The following is a 13,097-nucleotide window of genomic DNA, read 5'->3' as shown; positions in this document are numbered from 1 at the left end:
TCGCTTCTTTCTGCCAAATTCGCAGAGTGGGAGTAGTGATTCCTGTGGCTTGGGCTAACTCCACAATGGCACGATTGATGGGCGGCGTCATTTGTTGTATTACCCATTCTTTTTGTTCTGCTGTATAGCGTACTCGTTTCATCTTACTCTATCTTCCGCCCTCCACCGGGTTGGATTTCTGATGACGCGACATCTATCCTGACATGGAGGGGAAGCAAAGAAAGTATTTCGGCCGCCGGGCCGAGACCCGGCCTGTATCTACGGAGAGCAATCGTTTTAATAACAACTCAAGCATGCAACAAACGCCACTGGGCTCCAGCCTTCGCTGGAGCGACGATATGATGAGTGCCGCTGATCGGCTGATGCCCGGCTTGTGTCCACGAAGGGCAATCTTTTAATCAAAGTACAGCATACAACAAACGTCACTGGACTCCAGCCTTCGCTGGAGCGACGATATGATGAGTGCCGCTGATCGGCTGACGCTCGGCTTGTATCCACGAAGGGCAATCTTTTAATCAAAGTACAGCATGCAACAAAAGCCGCTGGGCTCCAGCCTGCGCTGAAGCGACGATATGATGAGTGCCGTTGATCGGCTGATGCCCGGCTTGTATCCACGAAGAGCAATCTTTTAATCAAAGTACGGCATATAACAAACGTCACTGGACTCCAGCCTTCGCTGGAGCGACGATATGATGAGTGCCGCTGATCGGCTGATGCCCGGCTTGTATCCCCGAAGAGCAATCTTTTAATCAAAGTACGGCATACAACAAACGCCGCTAGCCTCCAGCCTTCGCTGGAGCGACGTCATTAAGCATACGGCCAGCCGAAAAATTCGTACCGATGTCAGTCAGTAACAATCTTCTTCTGCATGATAATCGCCCCACCAAATTCCGGATTCAACTCATAAGGCGCAAAGCCTTCAGCGCGATACAGGTTTTGCGCCCGCGTATTCCCCTCCAATACTTCCAGCGTCATCTTGCAATAACCCAGTTCCCTGGACAGGGTGCTCAGGTGTTGCATCATGCCCTGTGCTACGCCTTGCCCGCGAAAGTCGGGATGCACGGCAAAGTCGTGGATGTTCAGCAGGGGTTTGCAGGCGAAGGTGGAGAAACCTTCTATGCAGATGGCGAAGCCGGCGGCCTGGTCGTCTACGTAGGCGAGGATGGCGCGGACGGTGTTGCGTTGCTTTAATTCTTTGATCAGGTTGGCTTGGGCATAGTCGGACAAGGCTTCGTTGCCGCCCATGGGGTCCAGCGCATACATATTGAGCATGTGTACCAGGTCGGTGGCATGGGTGGGGTTGTTCAGGTCGGCGTTGGTGATGGTGAGCATGTCTGGTTGTCCGTGGTTGTCCGTAGTTGTCCGTACTAAACGCGTAAAAATTCTTCTTTATAACCTAGCCAGCGCTCCAGATGGGCGATGACGGTAGCGGGGTCGTTCTTCAGTAAATCGTCGGCCAGGTTGCGGGCTTTTTCTACCAGCCATTGATCGGTTTCAAGATTGGCAAAGCGTAACATGGCTTCGCCAGACTGGCGCGCACCCAGGAATTCGCCGGGGCCGCGCAATTCCAGATCCTTGCGGGCGATTTCAAAGCCGTCATTGCTTTCACGCATGGTGGCCAGCCTTTGTTTGGCGGTACCACCCAGCGGGCCCTGGTACAGCAGCAGACAAACGCTGGCGGCAGCACCGCGGCCTACGCGGCCACGTAGCTGATGCAATTGCGACAGGCCAAAACGTTCGGCATGTTCGATGACCATCAGACTGGCGTTCGGGACATCGACGCCGACTTCAATCACCGTAGTGGCCACCAGTACCTGGCTTTCATTGCGAATGAAGGCTTCCATCGTGGCCTGTTTTTCGGCTGGTTTCAGGCGGCCATGGACCAGGCCCACACGCAGTTCTGGAAGGGCTTCTGCCAGCATGGCATGGGTGTCGGTGGCGGTTTGCAATTGCAGGGTTTCGGATTCTTCGATCAGCGGGCAGACCCAGTAGACTTGCTTGCCTTCCTGACCTGCTGCCTGCACGCGGGCGATGACTTCATCGCGGCGGTTCTGGTCTATCACGCGGGTGACGATGGGCGTGCGGCCTGGCGGCAGTTCATCGATTACTGATACTTCCAGGTCGGCATAATACGTCATGGCCAGGGTACGGGGGATGGGGGTGGCTGACATCATCAGTTGATGCGGCACCTTGCCTGCTTCAGTTTTGTTGGCCAGGTTCAGGCGCTGGCTGACACCAAAGCGATGCTGCTCATCGACAATCACCAGGCCCAGTTTTTTGAATTGCACGCTGTCCTGTATCAGGGCGTGGGTACCTATCACCAGTTGTGCTTCGCCAGAGCTGATGAGGGTGTTGGCGGCGTCTTTTTCTTTTTTCTTCAGGCTGCCGGTCAGCCAGGCAGTTTTTACACCCAGTGGTTCCAGCCAGGCGGCGATTTTTCTGAAATGCTGTTCCGCCAGGATTTCAGTCGGTGCCATCAGCGCCGCCTGAAATCCATTGTCTATCGCTTGCGCTGCCGCCAGGGCAGCAACAATGGTTTTGCCGCTGCCGACATCACCCTGCAACAACCGTTGCATGGGGTAGGCCTCGCGCAAATCGGCGCGTATCTCGGCCAGTACTTTTTCCTGTGCCCTGGTCAGCGAAAACGGCAGGTTCAGCAAGAAGGCATTGCTGAGTTCGCCAACCAGCGGCAAGGCATTCGCCCCTTTGCTGCGGCGGGTGATCTGGGCGCGCTTCAGTGACAATTGCTGGGCCAGCAGCTCATCAAACTTCATGCGTTCCCAGGCGGGGTGTTCGCGTTCGATCAGGCTGTACTGGTCGACGTCAGACGGCGGGTTGTGCAGCACGCGTATGCTGCTTTCAAAATCTTGCAGACCCAGCGCGCTCAGTCGGGCAGGGGACAGGGTGTCGCGCCAGTTGACGCGTGTCATGGCATTGGCGATGGCCTTGCGCAGCAGGGCTTGCGGCACGCCTTCACCAGAAGGGTAGACAGGGGTAAGGGCGGTTGGCAACGGCGCACCTTCATTGACGACCTTGTAATGTGGGTGCACCATTTCGGCACCAAAAAAACCATGTCGCAATTCGCCCCTGGCGCGTATGCGTATGCCAACCGCCATCTGCTTGGTCTGGTTGCCATAGAAATTTAAAAAGCGCATTACCACTTGCCCGGTGTCATCGGCGATGGTCACCACCAACTGGCGTCGCGGGCGGTACTGGATATCGCATTCGGTGACCACGCCTTCTACCTGTACGCTGCTGCCACCGCGAAAAGAGGCGTCACGCATGTTGACGATTTCAGTCTCATCTTCATAGCGCATGGGCAGGTGCAGGATAAAATCCATGTCTTTACGCAAGCCCAGTTTTGCCAGTTTTTCACTGATCTTGCTGGCACTGCTGCCATTATTTGCTTTGCTGGCGACAGTTTTGGTTTTTTTTGCGGCTGTTTTTGCTGTTGTTTTTGTGGCTTCTACCGGCAATTCTGCTGTAGCAGGCGTCTGCTGGCCGGAAGGCGCATTTTCTGCGTTTGTTTTTGCACTTTGGTCTTCAGCGGCCATGGGGTGTAAAATGGTGGGTTTTGCCGTTAGCTTATTTTTTATATAAGGATAGCTGGAAAACTGTGTCCGTATTGTATTGATTGTATCGGGAGTGTCTAGATTCATGATTTCATGATGAAGCAAGATATTGTCGTCAAAAAATAGTATCAATTAGAACAGTTTTTACCTGATAAGCTGTATTCTACTGATATTTTATACAGTGTGCAGCAGCTTTCTATGGCTTTTCGGCTATTGACCCTGAATTTTGTCTGATGTCTGATATTTGCATGCGCTATTCCCTGAGTGATTTCGATTTTGAACTGCCCGATGCCCTGATCGCGCAAACACCCTTGCCCGACCGCACGGCCTCGCGCCTGTTGCATGTTGACGGTGATCAATTGACAGACCGGCATTTTGCCGATGTCATAGACCAGTTGTCGGCAGGTGATTTACTGGTATTCAATGACACCCGTGTGCTGAAGGCGCGCTTTTTCGGCGTCAAGGAAAGCGGTGGCAAGATACAGATGCTGGTTGAGCGTGTTCTCTCCAACAATGAACAGGAGCGTAGCGTGCTGGCACAAATGCGCGCTTCCAAGTCGCCGCTGCCGGGCAGCAAAATCCGTCTGGCCGATAGTTTTGATGTGCTTGTGGGTGAACGCGTGGGTGAATTCTTTACCCTGTATTTTCCATCGGACATCTTTACCCTGCTGGAAACCTATGGCCGCCTGCCTTTGCCGCCGTATATCGAGCATGATGCCGATGATTTTGATGAGCAGCGTTACCAGACCGTGTATAACCGCGTGCCGGGCGCAGTCGCTGCGCCTACGGCTGGCCTGCATTTTGACCAGGCGCTGTTGCAACGTTGTCAGGATAAAGGCATCAAACTGGCTTATGTAACCCTGCATGTGGGCGCAGGCACTTTCCAGCCCGTGCGTACCGAAAACCTGGCAGATCACCAGATGCACAGCGAATGGTATACCGTGCCAGATGACACCGTGACCGCGGTGCGCGCTACCAAAGCGGCAGGTGGCAAGGTGGTCGCTGTAGGCACCACCAGCATGCGTGCGCTGGAATCGGCCTCGCAAAGCGGTGCCTTGCAGGCAGGCAGTGATGACACACGTCTGTTCATTACGCCAGGCTATGTATTTAAAACCGTGGACCGGCTTATCACCAATTTCCACTTACCAAAATCCACTTTGATGATGCTGGTGTCGGCCTTTGCCGGTTATGATCGCGTCCGCGCTGCCTATGCGCATGCGATTGCCCATCAATACCGTTTTTTCAGCTATGGCGATGCCATGCTGCTGACCAATTCCTCCGGGGAAGACCATGCTTGAATTTACACTGATCAAAAAAGATAAAACCACTGCTGCCCGTCGCGGCCGTGTCAAAGTCAACCATGGTGAAATCGAAACACCTATCTTCATGCCGGTTGGTACCTATGGTTCGGTCAAGGCCATGTCGCCGCTGGAATTGAAAGAAATCGATGCTCACATCATTTTGGGTAATACCTTTCATTTGTGGCTGCGTCCCGGCACGGATGTGCTGAACAAGTTTGGCGGCCTGCATGGTTTCATGGGCTGGGATAAACCTATTCTCACTGATTCTGGTGGTTTTCAGGTATTTTCGCTGGGGGCGATGCGCAAGATTACGGAAGAAGGCGTCAAATTTTCGTCACCCATCAGTGGCGAACGCCTGTTCCTGTCGCCAGAAATTTCCATGCAAATCCAGCGCGCCCTGAATTCTGACATCGTCATGCAGTTTGATGAATGCACCCCGTATGAAATCGATGGCCGTCCGGCGACGACAGAAGAAGCCGGCAAATCCATGCGCATGTCCTTGCGCTGGGCCAAACGTTCGATTGACGAATTCAACCAGGGTGAAAACCCGAACGCCTTGTTTGGCATCGTTCAGGGTGGCATGTTTGAGCATCTGCGTGATGAATCACTGGCGGGTTTGAATGAAATCAATTTCCACGGCATCGCCATTGGTGGCCTGTCTGTTGGTGAACCGAAAGAAGACATGATGCGCGTGCTGGCGCATGTCGGCCCCAAGCTGCCAGAAAACAAGCCGCATTATCTGATGGGTGTCGGTACACCGGAAGACCTGGTGGCTGGTGTGGCCAATGGCATAGACATGTTCGATTGCGTCATGCCTACCCGTAATGCACGCAACGGCTGGATTTTCACCCGCTTTGGCGATATCAAAATCAAGAATGCGCGCTACAAGGAAGAAAAAGAACCGCTGGACGCGACCTGTGAATGCTACGCCTGTAAGAACTTTTCGCGTGCTTACCTGCATCATTTGCACCGCACCGGCGAAATCCTGGGCGCGCGTTTGAACACCATCCACAATCTGCATTACTACCTGGATTTGATGAAAAACATCCGTAAAGCACTCGACGATGAGCGCTTCCCTGAGTTTGTCCAACAGTTCCATGCTGACCGGGCACGCGGCGTCTGACAGGGTATCTGACACGGTGTCTTATTTAATACGGTAAATAAGCGGGACAGAGTCAGTTTTTCGAATTATATTCTGGGCGCTTGCAGGCAAAATGGCGCTCTCGTCCAAGAGGACAAATTAATTCCAGAGGTCTGATATGAATTATCATCCCGTGATTATTGCCGGCGGCGGCATTTCCGGCTTGTATTGCGCCTGGCGTCTTGCACAGGCAGGGCAAAAAGTGGTGGTGCTGGAGGCGTCATCCGATCGCTGGGGTGGCCGTATAGAAACCGAAGATCTCGACGGTTTCATTGCCGAATGGGGGCCGATGCGCTTCGAGCCCACCTTGCAGCCACGCTTTGATAAGCTGTGCCGCGACCTGGGCGTGAAACTGACCGAGTTCAGCGGCCCCGAAGGTGAAGAAGTCAATGCCCCCACTTATGATTTGCCTGCGGAAGAAATGGGCCTCAATTCCCTGCAATTGCTGAAACGCGGCATCATGCTGGTGATGGGACAGGAACCGCAAGACCAGGCCTGGATAGATAACCAGACCGAAGCCGATTACCAGCGCATGCGCAAACATGCGCAACTCAATGGCCAGCCGCTGTGGAGTATGGGCTTCTGGAATGCCTTGTCCGCCGAAGGCGTGCTCAGCCACCTGGCCTTGACCAAGTTGCGGGATACCGGCACCTTCTATCACATGATTCCGGAAAACCTGAATGCCATAGAGTGGATCATCTGGTGGTTGCGCGCATTGAAAACCGTGGGCCAGCAATTGGCCAGTGTCGATGGCGGTACCGCCAAGCTCACTGAAAGCCTGATGGCAAAATTGCGCAGTTCAAGCAATGTGACTTTGGCTGGCGGCCATATGTTGACCGGGTTCCGGCAGGTTGCCATGGGCCAGCCCCTGCTGGAGCTGGAAGTGCGTACCAAGAGCGGCAGCATACAGTTGCAGACAGATAGACTGATCCTGGCTCTGCCCAGAATGCCGCTGATGAAACTGGCTTCCTGCCTGCCGGAACATGTGGCGTCGCAACTGGATGCTGTCAACGGTTTTCCCATGCTGAAACTGTTTTTTGTGACGGATTCACCGTGGTGGGATTATTCCCAAAGGCCGCAACAATATGCGAGTTGTCTGCCTACCCGCGAAATTCATTATTTCCGTCGCCCGCAAGGCAAGGACAAGGATGGTCATGGCATGGTCTTGCTGTATATGGATCGCCCGTCGACCGAATTCTGGAAACATTATGTGATGGAGTCCGAGCGCCATGACCGGGCCGAAATCGACCAGAACGTCAAAATCGTCGATGCCTTTTCACTGTTCGTGGCACGCGATGTAAAACGCCTGGTGGATATCAAACGTTCAGGCCTGAAGCTGACAGACCAGGCCCAGCACATGTTTGAAGAAAAATCACTGGAAGAGACCCGCACCCATATCAAAAACTCCATCGTCACCTATGGTATCCGCGACTGGGCCAGGGCACCGTACGGCGCTGCCAATCATGGCTGGCAGCCGGGAGTGCGTTCATGGAAAGTCATGGACGTGTTCAAGGCTTTTGACTTCGGTAGTGGTGCCAAGAATATCCACATTGTTGGTGAGGCATATTCCGATTATCAGGGCTTTGTTGAGGGGGCGCTGAACAGCTCTGAACTGGCATTGGCGACCATACGAAGTACCTGATGTAGCATCCGTGGACGCAAGTGTGGTTTTGACGCAGAAGTTATATATGTATTTGAGCGTGTAACAATGACAAGCTAAATGAAGCTTGTTACACTTTCTTCTCTCATTCATAACAGGCGTTTTAGCCACTACGGAGAAAATCTGTGAAAATAAGTGCACGCTGGATCGCTTTGGTGGTGGTATTGGCGGTGGCCTATCCTGCCGCATCCTGGTACACGGGGAAACGTGTCGCGTCCAATCTGATGGCGGCAAAGGACCAGCCCGCGCAGACGCCATTTATCAAAATCGTTAAGCAGGACTATCAGCGTGGTATTTTCTCTTCGGTCGAAGACACTACCGTAGAACTGAACCTGGCGAGCATTCCAAAACCTGGTCCTGTGGTCCCGCCTGGCGCTGGGGAGAGTTCAGGCCCTGACCCTGCGACGCCAGCAGCCCAGGCTGCCAGCGGTGGACAGTTGCCGTCAGTGCAACTGCGTTTTATCAGCCGTATCCAGCATGGTCCCTTCCCGGGCTTCCGTAGCTTCGGTGCCGCTTCCATCAAGACCGAACTGGTACTGGACCCGGCCAGCAAGGCACAACTGGAAAAAATATTCGGCAATGCCAATCCCTTGCAAATCAATTCCACTCTGACCTATGGTGGTGCCGGGCATGTGAGCTTATCCAGCCCGGCTTTTTCCACTATTACCGAAAGGGATCGCGATAAGCTGACCTGGCAGGGCGTGAATTTGGAAGTCGATTTTGACAAGGATTATAAAAGTTTCCGTGTCGCTCTGTATGTTCCCGGTTTGACGGTGGACAGTCTGGAAGGCCAGTCATTCAAGATGGGGGCCATCACTGTCAAGGGTGATGCCAGCAAGGCCTATCCGACCGGTCCTTTGTATGTAGGCAAATCCGAGGCCACGCTGGCCAGTATCAGTGTCAGCGACAAGACAGATGCGAAAAAGGGCTTTTCCATGCAGCAACTGAGCCTGAGCACCGATGCCAGCATCAAGGATGATTTCCTGTCCGTGTTTGCCAGGCTGGGTGTCAGCAAATTCATGTTTGATCAGCAGGAATTCAGCAACTTCCATTACGACTATGGTCTGAAACACTTGCATGCACCCTCCATTGCACAGATTTCTACTGCTTATTCCGGTGCTACGGCCGATCCTGAAAAAATGGCAGCCCTGAAGGCTGTATGGGAGCAGGTGGGGCCGACCATCATCAATGGTCAGCCAGAACTGGTATTGGAACGTATTAGCATCGTCACCAGCGACGGCGAGGCAAAGCTGACAGGTGGAATGAAACTGGTCGATGCCAATGTTACCGACATCAGCAACATCATGGCCCTGTACCCCAAGGTGCAGGGTACTCTGGACATTACCCTGACAGATGTACTGGTCAGCAAACTGAGCGGGGCTACGCAAAAAGACCCGGATATGCAGAAGGCTGCGCTGGATGCGATGAATCAGCAAATTGCCAGCTTTGTCGAACAGGGTTATATCAATCGCAATGGCAAGCTGCTCAATTCCAGGCTTGAATGGGCGCAGGGAAAATTGACAGTGAACGGCAAAGCCTTCCAGCGACCAGGATCATAATGACAACATAAATCATAAAGGCAACATAAGGGCGACATAAGGGCGACATTACAATGTTGCCCTTATTTAAATTGTAGTTATAAGAATAATAAATCCAGACAGCAAGCTGTTTTTCTCATTTCCCGGCCCTGAATCATCCCGTATATGCTGACAATTGAAAGCAATTGCTACTTGCAGTGCTAAAATACGGAGCTTTGCCAATTGAAAATTAAACTTTTGGCGCTATATACCACTAATTGCAACAAAATGTATCCGGTTTTGTGTCGCAAAACGGGTTAAGTATTATTAAAATGACAGGAGTCTGAACGTGTTTATTTCCAACGCTTACGCGCAATCTGCTGGTGCCGGTCTTGATGGTGGCCTGATGAGTTTCCTGCCGATTATTCTGATGTTTGTGGTGCTGTATTTCCTGATGATACGTCCACAGATGAAACGTCAGAAAGAACAGCGTTCCATGATGGATGCGCTGGCCAAGAATGATGAAGTGATCACCTCCGGCGGCGTGTTGGGTAAAGTGACCAAGGTTACTGATGCCTATGTCACCATTGAAGTGGCTGAGGACACAGAAATCGTGGTTCAGAAAGTCGCCATTACGATGTTGCTGCCCAAGGGCACGATTAAAGCGCTTTAATCAGCGAACACAGGCAACGCAGTCCGATTATCCTCTGGGCTGCGTTGTGCTTTTTAGCTTCCCATTATTTTTCCCATTATGAATCGCTATCCACTCTGGAAGTACCTACTGATTCTGATTGCGCTGGTGTTTGGTGCCTTGTATACAGCCCCGAATTTCTTTGGCGAATCACCCGCGGTACAGATCAGCAGCGCCAAAGCCACGCTCAAAATTGACTCCAGCATGATGCCTGCCGTAGAGCAGGCTCTGACCAAGGGCGGTTTGAAAAACAAGGGCCTGGCTTACGAGAACAACGGCGTGCAAGGCACGATACGGGTGCGTTTCGAAGACACGGATACCCAGTTCAAAGCCAAGGCCTTGCTGGAAAAAGAACTGAATAACGATCCGTCCGATCCGTCCTATACGCTGGCATTCAATCTGTTGCCGAATACACCTGACTGGTTGCAAAGCCTGCATGCCCTGCCTATGTATCTGGGCCTGGATTTGCGCGGTGGTGTTCATTTCCTGATGCAGGTGGATACCAAGGCGGTGCTGAACAAACGTGTTCAGGGTTTGCTGTCCAGCACCCGTGCCACCTTGCGCGACAAGGATGTACGTCATGCTGGTGTCAGTCGTGAAGGCGATCAGATCCTGATCAAGTTCCGCGATGTGGCGACGCGTGACAAGGCCAAGGCAGTGCTGGCCGGTAGCATGACTGATGTCGATTTGCTGGATGTGGCAAGTACAGATGCCAGCGAATTCAATCTGCATGTCAGTTTGAAGGCCAAGGCACTCAAAGACGTGGTGGCTGAAGGCATCAAGCAAAATATTACTGCCCTGTCCAAGCGTGTAAATGAACTGGGTGTGGCAGAACCGATTATTCAGCAACAAGGCGCTGACCGTATCGTTGTGCAATTGCCTGGTGTGCAGGACGTGGCACGTGCCAAGAGCATTATCAACCGTTTGGCGACGCTGGAAGTACGTTTGCTTGATGACAGCGTGATCGGTCCGGTTGATGCCAATACACCTGTGCCATTTGGTTCAGAAATGTTCAAATCCAATCGTGGTGAAAACCTTATCCTGACCAAGGATCCGGTCATCACGGGTGACGACATCACCAATGCAACAGGCAGTTTTGATCAGCATCAGCAACCGGCCGTCAGTGTAGACCTGAATGGCGACGGTGGCCGCAAGATGTCACGTGCTACCAGCACCCGCATCGGCAAACGCATGGCGATTGTCCTGTTTGAAAAAGGCAAGGGCGAGGTCCTGATTGCACCAACCATCAATGATGAATTGCGCAACAGCTTCATCATTACCGGCATGGGTTCCACCGCTGCCGCAGGTGACCTGGCCCTGTTGCTGCGTGCCGGTTCGCTGGCTGCACCAATGGAAATTATCGAAGAACGCACGATAGGCCCGCAACTGGGTGTGGAAAACATCAAGCAGGGTCGCAATTCCACGCTGTATGGTTTTGCCGCGATTGCGATTTTCATGATGGCGTATTACATGATGTTCGGCTTCTTCAGCGTGCTGGCCCTGTCGGTCAACCTGTTGCTGCTGGTGGCCTTGCTGTCACGCTTACAGGCGACACTGACATTGCCAGGTATTGCTGCGATTGCGCTGGCGCTGGGTATGGCGATTGATGCCAACGTGCTCATCAATGAACGGATACGGGAAGAGTTACGGGCTGGCAAAACACCGCAAAAAGCCATCGAAGAAGGTTTTGGTCATGCCTGGGCGACCATTCTGGATTCCAACGTGACAACGCTGATCGTAGGTCTGGCATTGCTGGTGTTTGGTTCCGGCGCAATTCGCGGCTTCGCTGTCGTGCATTGCCTGGGTATTGCCACTTCCATTTTCTCTTCTGTGTTTGTATCGCGCGGTGTAGTTAACCTGTGGTATGGCAAGAAAAAGAAACTGTCGTCCATTTCTATTGGCCAGATCTGGAAGCCAACAGAAGATGTTGTGAAATAAGCGCACAGCCAAACAAGAATACAGGACTACATCATGGAATTATTCCGCATTAAAAAAGACATTCCTTTCATGCGCCATGCGCTGATATTTAATGTCATCTCTGCATTGACCTTTGTGGCAGCCGTGTTTTTCCTGCTGCACAAGGGCTTGCATTTCTCGGTTGAATTTACCGGTGGTACGGTCATGGAAGTGACCTACCCGAAGGCTGCGAATGTTGACGGCATTCGTAAAATGGTAGAGCACCTGGGTTTTGACGATTCGCCAGTGCAGACTTTCGGTAAGGCGCAAGACGTGGTGATCCGTTTGCCGGAAACCAAGAAAGATGCCAAAGCCCCTGTCTCTGACGTTGTGTTTGAAGCCTTGTGCAAAATGGAAAACGGCAGCCTGACCAAACTGGCAGGCAATGCTGAAAGTGGTGCCGGTTCTGGCAAAATGGTGTGCCAGGACGCTGCCCAGAATGAACCGGTGAAATTGCAAAGGGTAGAACTGGTTGGTGCCCAGGTGGGTGACGAACTGGCGCATGACGGTTTGATGGCCTTGCTGTTTGTGATACTGGGCGTGATGATTTACCTGGCCATACGTTTTGAATGGAAATTCGCAGTCGCGGCTATTGTCGCCAACTTGCATGACGTAATTATCATTCTTGGTTTCTTTGCCTTTTTCGGATGGGAATTCAATCTGTCGGTGCTGGCAGCGGTACTGGCGGTACTGGGTTATTCGGTGAATGAATCGGTGGTTATTTTTGACCGTATTCGTGAAAATTTCCGCAAACAGCGCAAGATGTCGGTGACGGAAGTGATAGACAACGCCATTACCAGTACCATTTCACGTACCATCATCACCCATGGCTGTACCCAGATGATGGTCTTGTCGATGCTGCTGATTGGCGGTCCGACGCTGCACTATTTCGCTGTTGCGCTGACGATAGGTATTTGCTTCGGTATTTATTCTTCTGTTTTCGTGGCTGCTGCGATTGCGATGTGGCTGGGCGTGAAACGGGAAGACCTGATCAAGCCTGTCAAAGAAAAAGATGATACGGATGGCGCAGTTGTCTAAACCTTGTATAAACGCTTTGTTTAATAGCATGAAACTCTGTCGCTTCCATGTAACGGAAGGTATCTAAAATGAGAGCCAGCCTTTGTGCTGGCTTTTTCTTTGTTAGCATTTCGGTTCTGAACTTTTGATGTTGATTTGAGTCTTAGAAGCAATTGCAATTCAAAATGTCTTCCTGTCACCGCCATCTGCAAGGCAAATGGTAAAAATGGTCAGATCGCCTG

At 52.3% G+C, this 13,097-nt stretch carries 10 protein-coding genes; 7 read left to right on the top strand and 3 right to left on the bottom strand.

The genetic code is table 11. The features are described 5' to 3' along the window. From H8L32_RS28395 to recG, 3 genes are all read right to left on the bottom strand, one after another. The coding region (locus tag H8L32_RS28395; protein WP_408058966.1) for a transposase at positions 1 to 142 on the bottom strand (142 nt) is incomplete at its 3' end. Positions 143 to 843: 701 nt separating this feature from the next. Then, positions 844 to 1,332, bottom strand: coding sequence for a GNAT family N-acetyltransferase (locus H8L32_RS26820; protein ID WP_186950937.1), 489 nt, complete (start codon positions 1,330 to 1,332; stop codon positions 844 to 846). Positions 1,333 to 1,367: 35 nt separating this feature from the next. After that, positions 1,368 to 3,554, bottom strand: a complete 2,187-nt coding sequence (recG, locus tag H8L32_RS26815; RefSeq protein WP_186950936.1) for an ATP-dependent DNA helicase RecG — start codon at positions 3,552 to 3,554, stop codon at positions 1,368 to 1,370. Between the two features lie 251 nt (positions 3,555 to 3,805). Between recG and queA the strand changes: the two genes are divergently transcribed. The 7 genes from queA (at position 3,806) to secF (ending at position 12,876) form a co-directional block, all read left to right on the top strand. After that, positions 3,806 to 4,870: a tRNA preQ1(34) S-adenosylmethionine ribosyltransferase-isomerase QueA gene (gene queA, locus H8L32_RS26810; RefSeq protein ID WP_230412434.1), complete on the top strand. Its 1,065-nt coding sequence runs from the start codon at positions 3,806 to 3,808 to the stop codon at positions 4,868 to 4,870. After that, the gene (gene tgt, locus H8L32_RS26805; protein WP_186950934.1) at positions 4,863 to 5,996 is read left to right on the top strand and encodes a tRNA guanosine(34) transglycosylase Tgt; all 1,134 of its coding nucleotides are present in this window, start codon (positions 4,863 to 4,865) and stop codon (positions 5,994 to 5,996) included. The genes queA and tgt overlap by 8 nt, the downstream gene beginning before the upstream one ends. Before the next feature lie 136 nt (positions 5,997 to 6,132). Continuing rightward, positions 6,133 to 7,656 carry a flavin monoamine oxidase family protein gene (locus H8L32_RS26800; RefSeq protein ID WP_186950933.1) on the top strand — a complete coding sequence of 508 codons (1,524 nt, stop codon included), beginning with the start codon at positions 6,133 to 6,135 and terminating at the stop codon, positions 7,654 to 7,656. A 143-nt stretch (positions 7,657 to 7,799) separates the two neighbouring features. Continuing rightward, a complete protein-coding gene (locus tag H8L32_RS26795; RefSeq protein WP_186950932.1) occupies positions 7,800 to 9,233 on the top strand; it encodes a YdgA family protein in 1,434 nt (477 codons plus the stop codon). Between the two features lie 364 nt (positions 9,234 to 9,597). Next, positions 9,598 to 9,864, top strand: coding sequence for a preprotein translocase subunit YajC (gene yajC / locus H8L32_RS26790; RefSeq protein WP_230412436.1), 267 nt, complete (start codon positions 9,598 to 9,600; stop codon positions 9,862 to 9,864). 78 nt (positions 9,865 to 9,942) lie between these two features. Continuing rightward, positions 9,943 to 11,820, top strand: a complete 1,878-nt coding sequence (gene secD, locus H8L32_RS26785) for a protein translocase subunit SecD (RefSeq protein WP_186950930.1) — start codon at positions 9,943 to 9,945, stop codon at positions 11,818 to 11,820. Positions 11,821 to 11,853: 33 nt separating this feature from the next. After that, the gene (secF, locus tag H8L32_RS26780) at positions 11,854 to 12,876 is read left to right on the top strand and encodes a protein translocase subunit SecF (RefSeq protein ID WP_186950929.1); all 1,023 of its coding nucleotides are present in this window, start codon (positions 11,854 to 11,856) and stop codon (positions 12,874 to 12,876) included. The last annotated feature ends 221 nt before the right edge of the window (positions 12,877 to 13,097 follow it).

The sequence above is a fragment of the Undibacterium hunanense genome (genome assembly GCF_014284335.1).
Lineage (GTDB): Bacteria > Pseudomonadota > Gammaproteobacteria > Burkholderiales > Burkholderiaceae_D > Undibacterium > Undibacterium hunanense.
This window is presented reverse-complemented; position numbering and strand designations above follow the sequence as displayed.